At 65.9% G+C, this 19,612-nt stretch carries 20 protein-coding genes; 14 read left to right on the forward strand and 6 right to left on the reverse strand.

All coding sequences use genetic code 11. The features are described from left to right. Positions 1–291: 291 nt before the first annotated feature. The 11 genes from NIBR502770_RS19410 (at position 292) to NIBR502770_RS19460 (ending at position 9,912) form a co-directional block, all read left to right on the forward strand. Positions 292–1,818, forward strand: coding sequence for an alpha-N-arabinofuranosidase (locus NIBR502770_RS19410; protein WP_141183036.1), 1,527 nt, complete (start codon positions 292–294; stop codon positions 1,816–1,818). A 57-nt stretch (positions 1,819–1,875) separates the two neighbouring features. Next, complete coding sequence (locus NIBR502770_RS19415) at positions 1,876–2,463, forward strand: HhH-GPD-type base excision DNA repair protein (RefSeq protein ID WP_141158534.1); 588 nt, start codon at positions 1,876–1,878, stop codon at positions 2,461–2,463. Beyond that, on the forward strand, positions 2,463–3,467 hold the full coding sequence (locus NIBR502770_RS19420) for a LacI family DNA-binding transcriptional regulator (protein WP_141183037.1): 1,005 nt from the start codon (positions 2,463–2,465) through the stop codon (positions 3,465–3,467). The genes NIBR502770_RS19415 and NIBR502770_RS19420 overlap by 1 nt, the downstream gene beginning before the upstream one ends. Positions 3,468–3,557: 90 nt before the next feature. Then, positions 3,558–3,860 (forward strand): urease subunit gamma, encoded by a 303-nt coding sequence (locus tag NIBR502770_RS19425; RefSeq protein WP_141158532.1) that lies wholly within the window; start codon positions 3,558–3,560, stop codon positions 3,858–3,860. Positions 3,861–3,871: 11 nt separating this feature from the next. Continuing rightward, complete coding sequence (locus tag NIBR502770_RS19430; RefSeq protein ID WP_141183038.1) at positions 3,872–4,225, forward strand: urease subunit beta; 354 nt, start codon at positions 3,872–3,874, stop codon at positions 4,223–4,225. Beyond that, positions 4,222–5,952, forward strand: a complete 1,731-nt coding sequence (gene ureC / locus NIBR502770_RS19435) for an urease subunit alpha (RefSeq protein ID WP_141183039.1) — start codon at positions 4,222–4,224, stop codon at positions 5,950–5,952. The genes NIBR502770_RS19430 and ureC overlap by 4 nt, the downstream gene beginning before the upstream one ends. A gap of 32 nt (positions 5,953–5,984) precedes the next feature. Continuing rightward, positions 5,985–6,470, forward strand: a complete 486-nt coding sequence (ureE, locus tag NIBR502770_RS19440) for an urease accessory protein UreE (RefSeq protein WP_141183040.1) — start codon at positions 5,985–5,987, stop codon at positions 6,468–6,470. Between the two features lie 147 nt (positions 6,471–6,617). After that, a complete protein-coding gene (locus tag NIBR502770_RS19445; protein WP_141183041.1) occupies positions 6,618–7,286 on the forward strand; it encodes an urease accessory protein UreF in 669 nt (222 codons plus the stop codon). A gap of 12 nt (positions 7,287–7,298) precedes the next feature. Next, the gene (gene ureG, locus NIBR502770_RS19450; RefSeq protein ID WP_141183042.1) at positions 7,299–7,913 is read left to right on the forward strand and encodes an urease accessory protein UreG; all 615 of its coding nucleotides are present in this window, start codon (positions 7,299–7,301) and stop codon (positions 7,911–7,913) included. Beyond that, a complete protein-coding gene (locus tag NIBR502770_RS19455; RefSeq protein ID WP_141183043.1) occupies positions 7,910–8,875 on the forward strand; it encodes an urease accessory protein UreD in 966 nt (321 codons plus the stop codon). The genes ureG and NIBR502770_RS19455 overlap by 4 nt, the downstream gene beginning before the upstream one ends. Further along, on the forward strand, positions 8,875–9,912 hold the full coding sequence (locus NIBR502770_RS19460) for a HoxN/HupN/NixA family nickel/cobalt transporter (RefSeq protein ID WP_141183044.1): 1,038 nt from the start codon (positions 8,875–8,877) through the stop codon (positions 9,910–9,912). Before NIBR502770_RS19455 ends, NIBR502770_RS19460 begins: the two co-directional genes overlap by 1 nt. A gap of 45 nt (positions 9,913–9,957) precedes the next feature. Here the strand turns inward: NIBR502770_RS19460 and NIBR502770_RS19465 are convergent, their stop codons facing one another. After that, positions 9,958–11,883 carry an adenylyl cyclase gene (locus NIBR502770_RS19465; protein ID WP_141183045.1) on the reverse strand — a complete coding sequence of 642 codons (1,926 nt, stop codon included), beginning with the start codon at positions 11,881–11,883 and terminating at the stop codon, positions 9,958–9,960. 167 nt (positions 11,884–12,050) lie between these two features. Between NIBR502770_RS19465 and NIBR502770_RS19470 the strand changes: the two genes are divergently transcribed. Then, positions 12,051–13,103, forward strand: coding sequence for a LacI family DNA-binding transcriptional regulator (locus NIBR502770_RS19470; RefSeq protein ID WP_141183046.1), 1,053 nt, complete (start codon positions 12,051–12,053; stop codon positions 13,101–13,103). A gap of 44 nt (positions 13,104–13,147) precedes the next feature. Here NIBR502770_RS19470 and NIBR502770_RS19475 read toward each other — a convergent pair whose 3' ends face one another. The 5 genes from NIBR502770_RS19475 to NIBR502770_RS19495 form a co-directional block, all read right to left on the reverse strand. Further along, positions 13,148–13,597 (reverse strand): transferase, encoded by a 450-nt coding sequence (locus NIBR502770_RS19475; protein WP_141183047.1) that lies wholly within the window; start codon positions 13,595–13,597, stop codon positions 13,148–13,150. A gap of 91 nt (positions 13,598–13,688) precedes the next feature. Continuing rightward, the gene (locus NIBR502770_RS19480) at positions 13,689–14,348 is read right to left on the reverse strand and encodes a GntR family transcriptional regulator (RefSeq protein ID WP_141183048.1); all 660 of its coding nucleotides are present in this window, start codon (positions 14,346–14,348) and stop codon (positions 13,689–13,691) included. Between the two features lie 120 nt (positions 14,349–14,468). Continuing rightward, positions 14,469–15,488: a transketolase family protein gene (locus NIBR502770_RS19485; protein WP_141158520.1), complete on the reverse strand. Its 1,020-nt coding sequence runs from the start codon at positions 15,486–15,488 to the stop codon at positions 14,469–14,471. Further along, positions 15,485–16,396 (reverse strand): transketolase, encoded by a 912-nt coding sequence (locus tag NIBR502770_RS19490; RefSeq protein WP_141183049.1) that lies wholly within the window; start codon positions 16,394–16,396, stop codon positions 15,485–15,487. Before NIBR502770_RS19490 ends, NIBR502770_RS19485 begins: the two co-directional genes overlap by 4 nt. A gap of 36 nt (positions 16,397–16,432) precedes the next feature. Then, a complete protein-coding gene (locus NIBR502770_RS19495; RefSeq protein WP_141183050.1) occupies positions 16,433–17,770 on the reverse strand; it encodes an MFS transporter in 1,338 nt (445 codons plus the stop codon). Positions 17,771–17,956: 186 nt separating this feature from the next. On the opposite strand from NIBR502770_RS19495, the gene NIBR502770_RS19500 reads away from it, so the two are divergent. Both NIBR502770_RS19500 and NIBR502770_RS19505 read left to right on the forward strand, forming a co-directional pair. Then, on the forward strand, positions 17,957–18,781 hold the full coding sequence (locus NIBR502770_RS19500) for a sugar phosphate isomerase/epimerase (RefSeq protein WP_141183051.1): 825 nt from the start codon (positions 17,957–17,959) through the stop codon (positions 18,779–18,781). A gap of 29 nt (positions 18,782–18,810) precedes the next feature. Beyond that, positions 18,811–19,584 carry an SDR family NAD(P)-dependent oxidoreductase gene (locus NIBR502770_RS19505; RefSeq protein ID WP_141183052.1) on the forward strand — a complete coding sequence of 258 codons (774 nt, stop codon included), beginning with the start codon at positions 18,811–18,813 and terminating at the stop codon, positions 19,582–19,584. The last annotated feature ends 28 nt before the right edge of the window (positions 19,585–19,612 follow it).

A 19,612-nucleotide genomic window follows, 5' to 3' on the forward strand; every position in this document is an offset into this window, starting at 1 on the left:
CCCCTAGTGAGACAAGTACCGAGAGCCTGGAGGCCTTGTCTCTGTGAAAAACCTAATTGCCCTCCTGCCTCCGGTGAATGCGTAGCTGGTACCTGTTTTTCCGATTAGGTAGTACTTGGAGACTGGCTGTTCGCCGCCGATCTGGACGTTGCCGCAGGTGAGGTGCTCCTTGGCCCTCTCCTGACGCGCAGGAGCCGTTGCGTAGGATGGCCGGCGGCATCGTTGACGCTGGCAGCGGCACGGCAAATAATGTTTCTATAACGTTGTAAATTGATTGCCGAGGATACCTTCGTGACCCAGCCACAGCCCGCCGCAGCAAAAATCACCATTGATCCGTCGTTCACCGTGGGTCCCGTCCGTCGTCGTACGTTTGGCGCGTTCGTTGAGCACCTTGGCCGGTGCGTGTACACCGGGATCTTTGAGCCCGGGCACCCGGCGGCCGACCAGGACGGCTTCCGCAAGGACGTCCTGGAACTGACCCGCGAGCTGGGCGTCACCACCGTCCGCTACCCGGGCGGCAACTTCGTCTCCGGCTACCGCTGGGAGGACGGCGTGGGTCCGGTGGACCAGCGTCCCGTCCGCCTGGACCTGGCCTGGCATTCGACTGAACCCAACACCGTGGGCGTGGACGAGTTCGCCAAATGGTCCGCCAAGGCGGGCGTGGAACTGATGATGGCCGTGAACCTGGGCACCCGCGGCATCCAGGAGGCACTGGACCTCCTAGAGTACTGCAACATCGACGGCGGGACAACCCGCTCCGGACAACGCCGCGCCAACGGGGCCGCCAACGGCTACGGCGTCACCATGTGGTGCCTGGGCAACGAGATGGACGGCCCGTGGCAGATCGGCCACAAGAACGCCCTCGAATACGGCAGGCTGGCCGCGGACACCGCCCGCGGAATGCGCATGATCGACCCCGGCCTGGAGCTCGTTGCCTGCGGCAGCTCCAGCCCCGCCATGCCCACCTTTGGCGAGTGGGAGCGTGTGGTCCTCACCGAAACCTATGACCTGGTGGACCTCATTTCCGCGCACCAGTACTTCGAGGACACCGGCGACCTGCAGGAACACCTGGCCGCCGCGCACAAGATGGAAGCCTTCATCCACGACCTGGTGAGTCACATCGACCATGTGAGATCAGCCAGGAAGTCCAGCCGGCAGGTGAATATCTCCTTCGACGAATGGAACGTCTGGCACATGAGCCGCGAGGCGTCCAGGGTCCCCACCGGCAAGGACTGGCCGGTGGCACCCGCCCTGCTTGAGGACAGCTACACGGTGGCGGATGCCGTGGTGGTGGGCGACCTGCTGCTCACGCTGCTCCGGAACACCGACCGCGTCCACTCGGCCAGCCTGGCGCAGCTGGTGAACGTGATCGCACCCATCATGACCGAACCCGGCGGCCGGGCCTGGAAGCAGACCACCTTCCACCCGTTCGCCCTGACCTCGCGGCACGCATCCGGCACGGTGCTCCAGCTCGCCGTGGAATCCCCGCTGGCCAGCGGCGGGGTGACGGCGGATTTCACCGCCCTGTCCGCCGTCGCCACGTTTGACCGGGAAAAGGGCGAGGCCGTGCTGTTCGCCGTGAACCGTTCGGCGCGCCAGGCGCTCACCCTCGACGCCGCAGTGGGTGCCCTGGGTACCGTGCGCGTGCTGGAAGCGGTGACCTACGCCAACAAGGACCCCTACTGGCAGGCCAGCGCCGATGACTCCACTTCCGTCCTGCCTTCCGGAAACGCCACGGTAAAGGCCGACGGCGGGCGGCTCACCGCCGAGCTGCCGGCAGTCTCCTGGTCCATGATCCGCCTGGCTGTGGGGTCCTGACATGCCTGGACGCGATGCCGGAAGCCCTTATGACGACGACGCCCCGCAGGTGGGAGGATGGACGGCATGGAACTGCACATCACAGGGGATCCTGCTGCGGACAAATTGCTGAGTGAGGACGATTTCGCCCTCCTGACCGGCATGCTGCTGGACCAGCAGGTAACGATGGAATCCGCGTTCGCCGGGCCGGAAAAGATCCGGACACGGTTGGGGTCGCTCAAACCCGAAGCCATCGCAACGCATGATCCGGCGGCTTTCGTGGAAATGTTCAAGGAACGCCCCGCCGTGCACCGCTTCCCCGGCTCCATGGCTGCACGCGTCCAGGCGCTTGCCGCGGCGGTCCAGGACGAATGGGACGGTGAGACCGCCGCCATCTGGACCAAAGGCTCGCCGGACGGTGCCGAGGTGCTGCGCCGGCTCAAGGCCCTGCCCGGTTTCGGGGAGCAGAAGGCGAAGATCTTCCTGGCCCTGCTGGGCAAGCAGCGCGGCCTCAAGGCGTCCGGATGGCGCGAGGCGGCGGGCCACTACGGCGACGACGGCGCCTACCTCTCGGTGGCCGACATTGTGGACCCGGAATCCCTGGCCAAGGTCCGCGCCAGCAAGCAGGCTGCGAAGGCGGCGGCGAAGGCTGGAAAAGAGCGTTAATGGCAGTAACCATGAACGACGTCGCGAGGGCTGCCGGTGTGTCCCTCAAGACCGTTTCGAACGTATTGAACGACTACGAATTCATCCGTCCCGCCACCAAGCAGCGGGTGCAGGATGCCATTGCGGAGCTGGGCTACGAGGCAAACCTCACCGCCCGCAGCCTCCGGTCCGGCAAGACGTCCATGCTGGGCCTGGTGCTGTCCGACCTCTCCGCCCCCTACTACGCCGAGCTGGCATCCAGGCTGATGAAAGCCGCGGCGCGGCACGGCTACCGGGTGCTGGTGGAGCAGTCCGACGCAGAGGCCGCCGCCGAACTCGGCGCCCTCCACGGGACCTTCCGCCAGCTTACGGACGGCCTCCTGTTCACGCCGTTGGTGGTGGATGCGGAGGCCATAGCTGCGCGGGCGGGCAGGAAGCCGCTGGTGATGCTGGGTGAGCACATTGTGGATCCCCGCTTCGACCTGGTGACCATGAAGAACAGGGAAGCCGCGGACGCCCTGACCAGGCACCTGCTGGCCGGTGGCCGCCGTCGTATTGCCGTCATCGGAGCTGACCCCGGCGAGTCCGCCGGAACCGGTGGGCTGCGCCTGGACGGGTACCGGACGGCCCTGGCAGCGGCGGGCATCCCTTACGACCCCGCGCTGGTGGCACCCGCGCAATGGCGCCGCGACACCGGTGCCGCCGCCGTCGCCGGGCTGCTGGACAAGGGTGTGGAGTTCGACGCAGTGTTCGGACTGAACGACGTCCTGGCGCTGGGGGCAATGCACGAATTGCAGGTCCGGGGGGTCAAAGTCCCGCAGGACGTGGCGGTGGCAGGCTATGACGACCTCGACGAGGCGCGGTTTGCGTCCCCCTCCCTCACGACAATCGCGCCGGGCATGGACGAGATCGCGGAGCGGTCCATCGGGCTGTTGCTGGACAGGATCGCCGGCCGCGAGCCATCGGTTCAGGGGGTGCATGTGGAAGCCGGGTTCGAACTGAAGATCCGGGAATCCGCGCCCTAGGCTTCGTCCGGATGATGGACCTGAAACGTGGCGGAAACGTGCGGGGCCTACGCTGAATCCACGCTGTCCCAGGCCGTCGAAGGGAACCCCATGCATTTGTTGCCGCGTGAGCAGGAAAAACTCCTGATCGTGGTGGCTGCCGATCTCGCCCGCCGGAGGCAGTCCCGCGGCCTCAAACTGAACTATCCCGAGGCCGTGGCCATCATCAGCTACGAATTGATCGAGGGTGCGCGGGACGGCAGGACCGTGGCCGAGCTCATGAGCTACGGCACCACGCTGCTCACCCGCGACGACGTGATGGAAGGCGTGCCGGAGATGATCCATGACGTCCAGATCGAGGCCACCTTCCCGGACGGCACCAAGTTGGTCACCGTCCACAACCCCATCCGTTAAGGAGCGCGGCAATGATTCCAGGTGAGTACATCCTGCGGCCTGAGCCCGTCACCGCGAATGCGGGCAGGGAGGCAATCGAGGTCGCCGTGACCAACACTGGCGACAGGCCCGTCCAGGTGGGCTCGCATTTCCATTTTGCCGAGGCCAATTCCGCCCTGTCCTTCGACCGCGAAGCAGCTTACGGCCGGCGCCTGGACATCCCCGCAGGAACGGCGGCCAGGTTTGAGCCGGGGGATTCGCGGACGGTCCGGCTCATTGGGCTGGCCGGGAACCGGGAGGTCTACGGGCTCAGCAACGCGGTCAACGGAAGGCTCGACGGCGGGGCGCGCCAAAGCGGGCTCCTCACGGAAGGGAACGGCGAGTGAGCTTCGACATTCCGCGCCGGCAGTACGCCGACCTCTACGGACCCACCACCGGTGACAAAATCCGCCTGGCAGATACCGAACTCTTTCTGGAAATAGAAAAGGACCTCACCGTGTACGGGGAGGAAGTGGTGTTCGGCGGCGGCAAGGTGATCCGTGACGGCATGGGCCAGAACGGCCAGGCCGCCCGCGACGAGGACATCCCGGACACCGTGATCACCAACGCCGTCATCCTGGATTACACCGGAATCTACAAGGCAGACGTGGCGCTGAAGGACGGCCACATCTTCCGGATCGGCAAGGCCGGCAACCCGCAGATCACGGACGGCGTGGACATCGTGATCGGCTCAAGCACGGAAATCATCGCCGGCGAGCGGAAGATCCTCACCGCCGGCGGCATCGACACCCACATCCACTTCATCTCTCCGGACCAGATCCCGACCGCCCTGGCCAGCGGCGTGACCACCATGATCGGCGGCGGCACCGGCCCGGCTGAAGGCACCAAGGCCACCACCGTGACGCCCGGAAAGTGGCACATCCAGCGGATGCTGCAGGCGGCTGAGGCGTTCCCCATGAACATCGGCCTGTTCGGCAAGGGCCACGCGTCCGCCGTCGAACCCCTCGCCGAGCAGATACGCGCCGGGGCCATCGGGCTCAAAGTCCACGAGGACTGGGGCGCCACCACCTCCTCCATCGACACCTCGCTGAGGGTTGCTGACGAATACGACGTCCAGGTGGCCATCCACACCGACACCCTGAACGAGTGCGGGTTCGTGGAAGACACCATCCGGGCCATCAACGGGCGCGTGATCCACACCTTCCACACCGAGGGCGCCGGTGGCGGCCATGCCCCGGACATCATCAAGATCGCGGGCATGCCCAACGTCCTGCCCGCCTCCACCAACCCCACGCTGCCCTACACGCGCAACACCATCGAAGAGCACCTGGACATGCTGATGGTCTGCCACCACCTCAACCCGGACATCCCCGAGGACGTGGCCTTCGCCGATTCCCGGATCCGTGCCGAGACCATCGCCGCCGAGGACGTCCTGCAGGACCTGGGCATCTTCTCCATCACCTCCTCCGACTCCCAGGCCATGGGCCGCGTGGGCGAGGTGATCACCCGCACCTGGCAGGTGGCGGACAAGATGAAGAAGCAGCGCGGGGTGTTGGAAGACAACGACGGCGGGGCGCACGGCAGTGCGGACGGCGACAACTTCCGGCTCAAGCGCTACGTGGCCAAATACACCGTCAACCCCGCCATCGCGCAGGGGATCGCAGACACCGTAGGGTCAGTGGAAGTGGGCAAGTTCGCGGACCTGGTGTTGTGGGATCCGGCATTCTTCGGGGTCAAACCGGAACTGGTGCTCAAGGGCGGACAGATTGCCTACGCCCTGATGGGTGACTCCAACGGGTCCATTCCCACCCCCCAGCCGCGGACCATGCGGCCCATGTTCGCCACCTTCGGCAAGGCGGTTCAGCAGTCCTCCATCACCTTCCTGTCCCAGGCAGCGATCGACGCCGGCGTGCCCGGGGAATTGGGGCTGGAAAAGGTCATCCGCCCCGTCTCCGGCATCCGGAACCTCACCAAAGCCGACCTCAAATACAACGACGCGACGCCCGATATCCAGGTGGACCCGGAAACCTACCAGGTGACGGTGGACGGCGAGGACGTCACCTGCGAACCGTCCGACGTGCTGCCCATGGCGCAGCGGTACTTCCTCTTCTAGAGCCGCGAATTCAAGACCCCGAAAGCAACCACATGATCATCGACAAAGTCCTGGGCAACCTGCACGACCTGCCGGACTCCGACCTCGCCGCCTACGCCGGTCTGCACCGCGAAAAAGTCGTCCTGCCCAGTGCCCAGCTGGTCAAACGCATCCAGCGCGCCACCACGGACCACGGCAAAGAGATCGGCATCCGGCTCCCGTCCGGGTCAGGCGACCTCCGTGATGGCGACATCCTCCACGTCGCCGACGCCAACATGATCGTGGTGTCGGTGCTGCCCACCGACGTCCTGGTCATCGCACCCCGCACCGTGCACGAAATGGGCGTTACCGCACACTCCCTTGGCAACCGGCACCTCCAGGCACAGTTCTTTGACGCGTCCTCCGAATACGGGGCCGATGTCATGGTGTGCGCCTACGACCACACCGTCGAGGACTACCTCCGCCACAACTCAGTGCCCTACACCCGCCAGGAACGCGTCATGCCTGTGCCTTTCCGCCATGCTGAACACTCGCACTAGTACCAGCGTCGCGCTGCGCGCTCCAATACCGGTGGGGGCTTGGGACGCCGCGAGGGATATGGGGCCGTGCCCGCTCCGCGGTGCCCGCCACGCCGCGGCCCCATATCCCTCGCGCCGCTTGCTTGTCTCACCTTTGGCGGCGGTTCAGTGAGCGATTATCAGCTTGCTCTTCAGCAATTGGTGGACTCTGCGCTTCCTACTGGGGCTTTTGCTCACTCTTTTGGGTTTGAGACCTACATCGATCGGGAGCTCGTTCTTGATGAAGGGTCTTTCGGGCTCTGGCTCGGTGCCTTCGTCGGCCAGCAGCTGACCTATTCCGATGGGCTTGCCGTTCGGCTGTACTACGAGGGGGTTGATCTTGGGGAGCTGGATTCTTTGCTTTCTGCTTCTCTTTTGCCGCGGCAGGTTCGGGAGGCCAGTTTGAAGATGGGCGGCCGGCTTTTGGAGATTGGAGCTGAAGTGTTTCCTTCGCCCGCCCTGGACCTGTACCGGGAGCTCGTGACCACCGGCCGGGCCGCCGGGCATCAGCCGCTGGCGTTCGCCGTCGTCGCCCGCTCACTGGGCGTGCCGCTCCAGGAAGCGCTCGCCGCCTACCTCTTCGCCACCGTCACCTCCCTCACCCAGAACGCCGTCCGCGCCATCCCCCTGGGCCAGAACGCCGGGCAGCGGGTGCTGCGGAAAGCGCACGACGACGTCGCTGCCGCCATCGCCACGATCGCGCACCTGACGGCGGACGACTTCGGCGCCGTCAGCCCCGGACTGGAAATTTCGCAAATGCGGCACGAACGCCAACGTGCCCGCATGTTCATGAGCTAGCAGGAGGAAACCATGACCGAACCCATCAAAATCGGCATCGGCGGGCCCGTCGGCGCCGGTAAAACCCAGCTCGTGGAGCGGCTCACCCGGCACATGAGCGGCGACATCTCCATGGCCGCCATCACCAACGACATCTACACCATCGAGGACGCCAAAATCCTCGCCGCCAACGGCATCCTCCCCGTGGACCGGATCATCGGCGTCGAAACCGGCGGCTGCCCCCACACCGCCATCCGCGAAGACACCTCCATGAACACCGCCGCCATCGAGGAACTCAAAACCCGCCACCCCGACCTTCAAGTCATCTTCGTCGAATCCGGCGGCGACAACCTCTCCGCCACCTTCAGCCCCGAACTCGTCGACTTCTCCATCTACATCATCGACGTGGCCCAAGGCGAAAAGATCCCCCGCAAAGCCGGCCAAGGCATGATCAAGTCCGACCTCTTCATCATCAACAAAACCGACCTCGCACCCCACGTCGGGGCTGACCTGGCCATCATGGAGAGGGACTCAAAGGAGTTCCGCGGCAATAAGCCGTTCTGCTTCACGAACCTCAAGACTGACGAGGGACTCGACAAGGTCATCGACTGGATCCGGCACGACGTCCTGATGCTTGATTTGGCATGAGCACGACGGCGGAGTCCAGTTCAGCGCTTGTCTCACCGGGGCCTGCGACCGCGGGTGATAGGGGCCGTGCCCGCTCCGCGGTGCCCGCCACGCCGCGGCCCCTATCACCCGCGTCCGCTGATCGGCCCCCGATGGGCGAGCTTGAGCTTGTGGTCGCCTTGCGTGGACAGCGCACAGTTGCGGCGCATCAGTACCATCGCGGTGCTCTTCGGGTTATGCGGCCGCATTACCTCGATAACTCCGGGCAGGTTTGTTATGTCGTTGTGAATCCTGGCGGGGCCTATCTGGGGGCTGACCTGTTCTTGCTGGATGTGGAGGTGGGGGACTCGGCATCTCTGTTGTTGACCACCCAGTCCGCTACGAAGGTTTATCGGACTCCCGGGTCCTTTGCCGAGCAGCGGATGGCTGTCCGGCTGGGGGAGGGGGCTCGGCTGGAACTCATGCCGGACCAGCTCATCGCCTACCGGGAGGCCAGCTACCGGCAACGGACCTCTGTAACCTTGCGGCCGTCGTCGTCCTTGGTCATGGCCGAGGTGGTGACGCCCGGCTGGTCGCCGGACGGCGCCGCCTTCCGGTATGAGGAAGTGCGGCTGAGGAACCACATCTGCGTGGAAACCGGGGCGGGCACCGAACTGCTGGCGTTGGACAACCTGCTGATCCGGCCGCCGCTGCACCACGTAAGCGGGCTCGGTTTCATGGAAGGCTACAGCCACCTCGGATCCCTGGTGGTGGTGGATCCCCGGGTGGACCAGGCGCTCGCCGACGAACTGCACCTGCTGACCGCCGGCAGCGAAGCGCTGACCGGCATCTCACTGACGCGCCCAGTTGCGGGAACCGCCGGGCTGGTTCTGCGGAGCCTCTCCAACAGCACCGACGAACTGAACCGCCTGCTTCGGTCCTGCACCGACTTCCTGCGCAGTCGCTGGTACGGCCAAGGGCCGCTGGACCTGAGGAAGCACTGATGACCAGCATCGCCGCGCTCTACCGGGACCGGGACTCCCTGCCGCTCCGGACCCGCGCGCTGTTCACCTTTGGTGCAGTGGCCGCGCTGCACGCTGCCGCCGTCGTCCTTTTGCTTGCCGGAACCCGGCCCGGGGGCGGCGGGGCGCTCTCCTGGGGACTTGTCCTCACCGCTTACCTCGCCGGAGTGAAGCACAGCTACGACTGGGACCACCTGGCGGCCATCGACAACTCGACCCGAAAGTTCGTGGCACAGCGGCAGCATCCGGTGAGTGTGGGCTTCGCGTTCAGCCTGGGCCACAGCTCGGTGGTGACCCTGGCCGGGGTGCTGGTGATCGCCGGTGCGTCCATGGTTGGCAGCCTGATTGAGGAAGGTACGGCCGGCAACGTCGTGCTGGGGCTGATCGGCAGCGGTGTATCCGGGCTGTTCCTGCTGGCCATGGGGCTGTTCAACGGCTCGGCCTTCACCCGCTCGGCCGCTGCCTTCCGGCGCTCCCGGGCCGGAGCGGCCATCGATCCCCGCGACCTGGAACCGCAGGGACTGGTGGCGCGGCTGCTGGCCAAACCCCTCGCGAGGGTGCGCCGGCCGCGGAACATCTACGTGGTCGGCTTCCTCTTTGGGCTGGGTTTCGATACCGCAACCACCATCGGGCTGCTGATGATGACGACGGCGGCGTCCCTGGCCGGGGTACCCCCGTTCGCCCTGCTCGCCCTGCCGCTCGCCTTCGCAGCCGCAATGACGCTGTGTGATTCGGTGAACGGCATGGTGATGATGCGGATGTACCGGTCGGCACTGGCCGACCCGCGGCGGAAGCTTGGCTTCAATGCTGTGGTGACGGGCATCTCGGCTGTCTCGGCCCTGTTCATTGCCCTGATTACTTTGGCAGGCTTCATGCATGCTGCCTTCGGCCTGCATGATCCGGTGACGGCTTGGCTTTCATCGATCGACCTGGGAGAGGCCGGCCTGCTGCTGGTGGGGCTGCTGCTGGCCGTCTGGGGCGGCGCCGCGCTGGCGTGGAGGCAGGCCCGGAACGGATAGGGACGCGTCGCCGGCATCCACTGCCGGCAACGCGCCCCGTGGCTCCTAGCCGAAATCGGCCACGTAGCTGGGAACTCCGACGGCGTCCGTGGACACCGGTGCTCCGGTGTCATTGACCACGTGGTCCAGTGTCCCGGCGCCGAGATTCACGGTCAGCAGGCTGTGCAGCCTGACGCCCGGAGTCACCGGAACCTCGAAACCGCGGGTGGCGTGGATGGTGGGATCCACGTTGGTGTACACGTAGCTGCCGCCGCCCCAGAGTTCGTGGGTTTTGACGGAATCCGAGACTTTGTACCCGGCCCAGCCCAGGACCCCGTCATGCTGCCACGCTGCCTGGTTGGGGGCGTCGTAGGGCAGCTCGTTCTGGAAGAAGACGGTCTTGCCGTTTTCGCCGTTCCAGACGACGTTGTACTCCTGGTAGTGCTCCACGAACAGGCCGGTGGCAGTGACGTTGTTGCCGTTGACGATCACACCGTTCCTGCCGGTGTTGGTGGTCCAACCGACACCGTTCCCATGGTCTGCGCGCCAGGCCCAGATGTGGTCCAGGAGGACGTTGTCGCTGTTGACTTCCAGGCTGACTGAGGCCTTGCCCACGTGGGGCCCGCCGATGCGGAAGAACACATCGTGGAGCGTGGTGGGGTTGGCTGGATCGCTGAGGACGGCTGAGTTGGCTGGTCCTCCCCCTGCGCCTGGAATCGCTTTGCCGATGCGCATCAGGGCAGGGGAGTTGACCTCGCCCGCGTCCACGGTAACGGCGGCGATGTCCACGCCGGGGACGTCCGCAACTGTCAGGGGAACCGATCCGTTGACGGCGGAAAGTGTTGCCATTCCAAGTCCAAGCACCACTGTTCCTGCACGCTTGACCTCGATGCTCCGGTCAACGTCGTAGACCCCGGGAGTAAGGAGCAGGTTCTTTCCACGGGCCAGCTGCGCGTTGATGGCCTGCGCTGAATCACCGGGCTTTGCAACATAGAAATCGGACAGGGGGATGCTGCGGCCTTGGGTGGGACCGTTTTCCCACGTGGTCCCGGCCGGGTCCTTGCGGACGGAGGGCACGAACACGCTGTACTGGCCGGCCGAATCCAACGTCAGGTAGGGCTTCTCGCGGCTGATCGGAGTCTTGTCCAGCGTGGTGTACGGCGGGTTGGGGAAGGAGGCGGCGGGCGCGCCGTCCACGCCGGAGAAGACCTGGTTCCAGACCCCATTGGACCAGCTGCCGATGCTGCTGTCGCGCACCAGGTACTGCTGCTGGGAGCCATTGATGATCGCACCCGTCTTTGAGTCCGCAATGAACCCGCCGCTGGCGTACTGCGGGCCGGCGGTGCAGTAGTCCATCAGGGAGAGGTTGCCGCCGGTGATGTTGACCCGGCGCATCGGTGAAGCCTGGGAAGCCGCCCAGAAATTCGCGGAACTGCGGCAGCCTTCCAGGCCGGTGACGTTGATGGTGAGGTTGGACAGGGAGCGCCAGAAGTTGTTCAGGGCGATGCAATTGTCCGCGGTGAGGCAGCGGTTGTAGACGTCGACGTGTCCATTGATGGTGACGTCGGTGGGCGCGGCGCCCAGTCCCGCCACCTCGGTGGAGTAACCCACCTGGACGATCAGCGGCTCTTCAGGGGTGCCATAAGTCCCGGGCTTGAACAGCAGCGAGTAGCGCTTTGAGCCCATCTCATCGTCCACCTGCTGGGCCGCAATGGCGTCCACGGTGGCCTGGATCTGTGCCACCGGCATGCCGGGGTCGAAGACGTAGGTATTGGAACCGAACGGGTTTTGCGGCGTCGGTGCCGGCGGTGGCGGCGACGCCGGAGCCTGGGCTGCGGGCTGGGCTGCTGAGGGCGCCGCCTGTGCTGCGGCCGTCCCGCCGGCGGCAACAAGGCCAAGGAGAAGGGCGGTGGCGGCTGCAACAGTGCCGGCGCGGCTCCGGCGCTGCGCCGGAAGGGGTCGGGGTGCGTCTGGGCGTAAGGCTAGCGGCATTGCTGGTCCTGTCAGTGGAGGGGCTGGACGACCACGACGGCTGCGACAGGCAGCCGGGGCCGAGTGGTGGGAGCGCTCCCGTCGGGAGAGCGTAGCATCGGGATTTTGCCCCGGCAAGGGTTGACGGGAGCGCTCCCACGCTGGATCGGTGTCGTATTGTCGGTGTAATGAACGAAAAGACCAGCCGGTCCGCTCCGGAAGGGGCAGGGCGGCTCAGTCCCACGCTGGAGGACTTGGCGTCAGCGGCAGGGGTGTCCCGCTCCACAGCATCCCGTGCCATCAATGGCGGCTCAAAGGTCAGCGCGCAGGCCCAGGCGGCCGTTGACGCCGCGATCGTGGCGCTGGGCTACACTCCCAACCGTGCTGCCCGGAGCCTGGTCACCCGGCGCGCCGGATCCGTGGCACTGGTGATCCCCGAACCTGATGCCCGGGTCATGTTGGACCCGTACTTCGCCGCCGTCATTACTGGAGTCAATGAAGCACTGCGCGAGACGGACCTGCAGCTGGTACTGCTGATGTCCCGGGCCGGTGACGACTCGGCGCGGACCATCCGCTACCTGCGCGGCGGCCACGTTGACGGCGCGATCGTGGTCTCCCACCACCACGCTGATGACTGGGTGGAGACCCTTGGCGGCACCGGACTGCCCACCGTCTTCATCGGCAGGCCATGGGACACGTCGTCCGGAATTCCCTATGTGGACCTGGACAACTTCGAGGGAGGCCGGTTGGCGGCACGGCACTTGGCCGGCATCGGCCGCACCCGGCTGGCGACTGTTGCCGGCCCTCCTGACATGACGGCCGCCGTCGACCGCCTGGAAGGATGGCGGCAGGGACTCAGGGAAGCCGGCCTTGAGCCCGGACCCGTCATCCACGGGGACTTCACGACGGCGGGCGGTGCCGATGCTGCAGCCCAATTGCTGGCTACATCGCCTGACGTGGACGGAATATTCGCCGCATCGGACCTGATGGCGCTCGGCGTCGTGGACACCCTTCGCGGAAGGGGGCGGCGGGTGCCGGACGACGTGGCAGTGGTGGGCTTCGACAACCACTCCATCCAGGCGGCAAACGGCCTGGGCCTCACCACGGTGGCCCATCCCATGGTGGACATGGCAGCCGCAGCCGGAAAGCTCCTGGTGGGTGCCATCGCGAATCCCGACGGGGTTCCGGGACCAGTCATCTATCCTGCGGAACTGGTGGTGCGCGGAAGCTCCGTGCAGTAGCGGACCCAAAACCTCAGGATGTCCGCCCGACTGCCGGGTTGCACCTAGGCGGCCAGCCCGCCCTTTACCTTGCGGTGCGTCCGATGCCTGGCCGGCGCCAGGCGTGAATGGGCGCCCGCGAGGACCTCGCTGCCGTCCGGCACGGTGCTGTCCGAATCCAGGTGTGCGCCGTGCTCGATCAGGACGCTGGAGCCGATGCGCGAGTGGCTGCCAATGTGGACACGGTTGCCGATCACCGTGCCCCGGCCGATGCGCACGCCGTCGCCGATGACCGTCCTGTCACCGATGATCGCGCCGCGGTCGATCCAGCTGCCGTGTCCAATCCGGCAACCTGAACCCACCTTCGCGCCGTGCTCCACATAGGTCATGGGGCCGATCCGGGTGCTCTCAGCCACGCTGGCCCCCGGAGCGATGAGGCCGCCGCCGTTGTCGTGGCGGCTGTACCGGGTGACCTTCCCGGCGTCGTCCTCTACTGACACAAACTTCGCGGTCATACCATCCCTCGTTACCACCGCGGCTATTTACCGCTCAGTAGGTTAACGGCCGGGAGGCCGCGAGGATTCCCAGCACGCGGGCCGTGACGCGCTACGCCACCAGGTTGGCGGCAGCCGTGTTCATGTGTTCAAGGATGGTCTTCCGGGCCAGGGTGGCATCGCCGGTGTCGATGGCGCCCACGATGTCCTTGTGGCGGTCCACGCTCATGTTGCTGACGCCCTTTTCCAGTCCGGCGAACATGATGGACATCCGGATGGAGCCCTCAAGGGATTCCCAGGAGTGGAGCAGTGTTTCGTTGCCCGTAAGCCGGCAGAGGGTGCGGTGGAACTCGAGGTCGGATTCAATCCGTTCCTCAAGGCTGCCGCCGGCCGCGGCATCCATGGCATCAATGGCCTTGTGCAGCGACTCGGTGACCTGCTGCCGGTCCGGCAGTTCGCAGAGGGTCCGGGCGGCCAGCGATTCCAGGGCGGCACGGACAGCATAAATGTCCCGGATTTCCTTTTCATCCAGGTGGCGGACGGACAGGCGTCCGCGGGGGCCGGCGGACAGCAGGCCTTCCTGTTCCAGCTGGCGGAGGGCTTCGCGGAGCGTGCCGCGGCTGATCTGCAGCATCTCGGACAGTTCCGTTTCCACCAGGTGCCGGCCCGGTTCCAGCTCGCCGCTGGTGATGGCGGTCCGCAGCGCCGAGAGCGCCTGCTCACGAAGGCTCTTCTTTTCCAGTCCCAGCAGGGGTGCGCCCAATCCGGCCATGGCTTTGTCCTCAATGTCTTAAGTCGACTGCTAACAGTCGGTAGTAATTCCGATGGTACGGCAGAAAGCACGGCACCGGCCTTGACCGGTGCCGTGCTTTCCCACATGTCTTGAAATCCGTCAGCCGAGTTCGGCGAGGACCTTGGCCACGATGCGGTCCACGGATAGCCCGTAGCGCTCGTGCAGGGTGGGCAGGGCGCCGGCGTCGAGGAACTGGTCCGGCAGCCCGATGGGCACCACGCGCTTGCCTGCTCCGGCGGTGACGACGGCGGAGGCAACAGTTTCGAAAAGCCCGCCCACCACGGAGTGGTTCTCCAGGGTGACGGCGAGCCGGTCCGTGTTGATTTCCTTGAGGACGGTTTCGGCGTCGAACGGCTTGATGGTGGGGGTGTGCACGACGGCGACGTCCACGTTGTGTGCCGCAAGGGCCTTGGCTGCCTGCAGGGCACGCATGGTCATCAGTCCGGAGGAGATGAAGACGACGTCGTTGCCGCCGCGCAGCACCTTGGCCTTGCCGAGTTCGAACGTGTAGCCGTACTCGTCCAGGACGGTGGGCACGTTGCCGCGCAGCAGCCGCAGGTAGGTCGGTCCCTCGGAGGCGGCGAGCTGCGGGACGGCCTGTTCGATGTCGATCGAGTCGCAGGGGTCAACGATGGTCAGGTTGGGCATGCCGCGGAAGATCGCCATGTCCTCGGTGGCCTGGTGGCTGGGGCCGTATCCGGTGGTCAGGCCGGGCAGGCCGCCCACAATGTTGACGTTAAGGTTCGGTTCGGCGGCGTCCAGGCAGAGGAAGTCGTAGGCGCGGCGGGCTGCGAACACCGAGTAGGTGGACGCGAACGGCACCAGCCCGGTCTCGGCGAGCCCGGCGGCGGCGCCGAAGAGCAGCTGCTCGGCCATGCCCATCTGGAAGAACCGCTCCGGGTAGGCCTGGGCGAAGATGTGCATGTCCGTGTATTTGCCCAGGTCCGCGGTCAATCCCACGATCTTGTCGTTTTCCTGTGCGGCCTTGACCAGGGCGTGCCCGAACGGTGCGTTGGAGGTCTTCTGGCCCGGGTCGGCGAACGACGCGATCATCGCCGAGGTCTTCAGTTTCGGCTTGGCCGCTGCTGCGGTGTCGGGGGCCTCGGTGGTGGTGCTCATGCTGAAGCCTTTCCTTCGTATCCGGCGGTGAGCTGCTCGCGGCAGGTCTGCCATTCGTTCTCTTCGATGCGCATGAAGTGCGCCTTTTCGCGGTTTTCCAGCAGCGGAACGCCGCAGCCCACCTTGGTGTCGCACAGGATCACGGAGGGGCGTCCGACGGCGGCGGCCTGGGCGGCTGCGTTGTCGAACGCTGCCAGCAGCGCGCCGACGTCGTTCCCGTCCACGCGCTGGGTGTACCAGCCGAAGGATTCCCACTTTTCGGTGACCGGCTCGGTGCGGAGCACGGTGTCGGTCTTGCCGTCGGCCTGCAGGGCGTTGATGTCCACCATGGCGGTGAGGTTGCCCAGCTGGTGGTGGTGCGCGCCCATGGCGGCCTCCCAGGTGGAGCCTTCGTCCAGTTCGCCGTCGGAGAGGAAGTTGAACACCCGGGCGGACGAGCCTTGGTAGCGCAGGCCCAGGGCCATGCCGACGGCGATGGTCAGCCCGTGCCCCAGCGAACCGCCGGAGATTTCCATGCCGGGGGTGTAGGTGGACATCCCGGACATCGGCAGCCGCGAGTCGTCCGAGCCGTAGGTTTCCAGTTCCTCCACGGGGACGATCCCGGCTTCGGCGAGAGCGGCATAGTGGCCGATGGCGTAGTGGCCGGTGGAGAGCAGGAACCGGTCGCGGGCTTCCCAGTGCGGGTCCCCGGCGCGGAAGTTCAGCTGGTCCCCGTAGACGGTGGCGAGCATGTCCGCGGCACCCAGGGCCTGGCCAACGTACCCCTGGCCCTGGACCTCGCCCATGTTCAGGGCGTGGTGCCGGATGCGGTACGCGGCGGCGCTGATCTTCTCCAGCCGTTCGGGCGTCACTGCGGTCTGCAGTGTTTGTCCCTGCGGGGCGGCGTCCTGGACGGTATCTGTAGGCATTGCTGGCTCCGTGGTCGTTTCGTGCGCGGTGGTCATTCAGGCGTTGACGGTGTTCGGGGTGCTTTTGGTGGCCTCGTCAGCCAGTTCGCGTTCCCGCTTGCCCCAGGTTTCCCGGGTAGCGACGGCGGCCCAAAGGCCGATCAGGGCGTACGCGCCGAAGAGCAGTGCCGGGCCCATCCAGCCGAAGCTGACGAACAGCAAGGTGGTGATGAACGGCGTGAAGCCGGAAACCATGGCCGAGATCTGGTACGCGAGGCTGGCACCGGAGGCGCGGGTCTTGGCCTGGAAGAGCTCCGGGAACCAGGCACCCTGGGCGCCGGCCAAGGAGTTCTGGCAGACCGCATAGGAGATCACGATGGTGAGGATGATGGCGATGAACAGGCCGGTGTTAACCAGCAGGAACATCGGGATCGCGAACAGTGCGGCAAAAGCGGTGGACCAGACATAAAGGGGGCGGCGGCCAATGCGGTCCGTCAGTGCGGCCCAGGCCTGGGTGGCGAAGATGCCGATGGCAGACGCGATGCAGAGGGCGACCAGGGTCTGGGTCTTGTCCGCCAGGTGCTGGCTGTTGAGGTAGGAAATCATGTAGGTGATGGATACTGCGTAGCCGGCAGTCTCGGCGATGCGCAGGCCGATGCCCTTGACGATGTTGCGCCAGTCAGTCTTGATGACCTCGACGATCGGTGCCTTCACGATGGTGCCGCTGTCCTTCACCTCATCGAAGACCGGGGATTCCGGGACCTTGGACCGGATGATGAGGCCTACGACGACCAGCACGATGCTGGCCAGGAACGGGATCCGCCATGCCAGCTCACCTCCGAGGCTGGTGCTCGCCAGGAAGGTCAGGTTGGCCAGCAGCAGGCCCACGGGGAAGCCGGCCTGGACGATTCCGGTGAACTTGCCCTTTGATTTCCAGGGGGCATGCTCGTAGCTCATCAGGATGGCGCCGCCCCATTCCGCGCCGAAGGCCAGGCCCTGGACGATGCGGACGAAGACCAGCAGTGCCGGGGCCAGCAGTCCCACCGCGGCGTAGGTGGGGAGCAGGCCAATCGCGAAGGTTGCCAGGCCCATCAGGATGAGGGAGGCGACCAGGACCGGCTTGCGGCCCACCTTGTCGCCGAGGTGGCCGCCGATGATGCCGCCCAGCGGGCGGGCAGCGAAGCCGACGCCCAGGGTGGCGAAGGATGCTAGGGTCCCCGTTACGGGATCGCTGCCGGGGAAGAATGCGGTGCCGAAGTACAGTGCGGCAGCGGTGCCGAAGCCGATGAAGTCATACGTCTCGATGACGGCCCCCACGCCGGATCCGATGGCAACTCGCCGGGCGTCCTTGGTGCCGTGGACCGGCCCGCGCATGGTCAGAGCATCTTTGCTCATGGTGGTTCCCTTTCGAAAAGCGGCTGGAGGAAGTCCGCCGCTGTCGACTGTTAACAATTGATGGACACCAGTGTGACCCACATCATTATGACTGTCAACAGTCGACTTTTAGAGTTGACTGTTGACAGTTAACGAACGTATTGTGGTCCCCATCACTAAAGCCCGGCACGAACCAAAGGATCAATGATGTTCCACTCCAGACTTGGGTGCTCATCCATCAGCTTCCGGCACCAGGACCTTGGCACGGCCCTGCGCACCATGAAGGAACTGGGCTTCGAAGAAATCGATCTGGGCGCCCTGCCCGGCGTTTGCGACCACGTGCCCTACGGGCTCAACGCGGCCGCGGTGGACACTGTCTCCGCCGAGGTCAACGCGTCCGGCCTGCGGGTCCGCTCCGTGAACGGCGATGTCGGTGACCTCAACAAGGTGCTCGACGACGAGGGCCGGGCTGCGCGGGAGCGCCACCTCGACGCCCTGCTGACCCTGACGGCCAACATAGGGGCGAAGGCATTGGTCCTGCCGTGCGGCGCCCTGGACCATAACCCAGTCCGGAGCGTCGAAGAGGATCTGGACCTCGTGGCCGCCCAGCTCACCGGTGCCGGACAGCGGGCCGCGGAGTTCGGCGTCGAACTTTGGACCGAGTCCCTCCACTTCCTTCGGTTCTGTTGGAACCTGGAGCGCGCAGGACTCCTGGCCGACCGCCTCGCCGGTTCCGGCGTCGGAATCGTCATGGACTTCAGCCACATTGTGGCGTCCGGCGAAGATATCCAGGCCTACCTGGACCGGCACCAGGGCCGCATCAGCCACGTCCACCTGCGCGACGCCGTGCCGGGGAACATCAACCTCAGCATCGGCAACGGTGACGCCGACTTCGCCGGCGGCCTGAAACGCCTTGCCGCCGACGGCTACACCGGCCACTTCTCGCTTGAACTGGAAACCCGGGACGTCACCCATGACGAACGCCCGGCCGCCGCCGCCAAAGCGGCAAGCTTCATCACCGACCTCATCTGAGCCCCAAAATCAATTCAAGGAGCACCACCATGACCACCATCCAGCGCACCGCCGTCCTCACCGGAGCAACCTCGGACCGGGGCATCGGCATCACCACGGCCAGCCGTTACGCCCGTGACGGCTGGGGCATCGTCATCCTTGACCTCGACGGCGAGAAGTCCGCCAAGGTCGCGGCCGAAATCGGCAACGAGTTCAACGTCCCCGCGTTCGGCCACGAGATCGACGTCGCCAACGAAGCCTCCGTGATTGCCGCCCAGGCCGCCGTAGCCGCCGAAGTGGCCGCCGGCAACCTCCCGCCCGTTGGCGCCCTGGCCAATATCGCCGGCATCACGTCGCCCGTCCCGTTCCTGGAGACCACCCTCGAGCTGTGGCACAAGGTCATGGACGTCAACGCCACCGGTACCTACCTGGTGACCAAGGCCTTCCTGCCGGACATGATCGACAACGGCTGGGGCCGGATCGTCAACATGTCCTCCGTGTCCGCCCAGCGCGGCGGCGGCGTCTTCGGCAAGGTCCCCTATTCCGCCGCAAAGGCGGCCATCCTGGGCTTCACCAAGGCGCTGGCCCGTGAGTTGGGCACCACCGGCGTCACCGTCAACGCCATCACCCCCGGCGCCGTGGACACCAACATCCGCGTGGGCAGCACCGAGGAGCAGGAAGCAGCCATCAACGCCGGCATCCCGCTGGGCCGCAACGCCACCACCGAGGAAGTGGCCGCCGTGATCGCCTTCCTCTCCTCCGAGGACTCGGCCTACCTCACCGGCACCACCGTCGACATCAACGGCGGCAGCCACATCCACTAGCAGCCGGCCCCGGCGCCAGCCAGAAAGC

Source organism: Pseudarthrobacter sp. NIBRBAC000502770, assembly GCF_006517815.1.
Classification (GTDB): Bacteria; Actinomycetota; Actinomycetes; order Actinomycetales; family Micrococcaceae; genus Arthrobacter; species Arthrobacter niigatensis.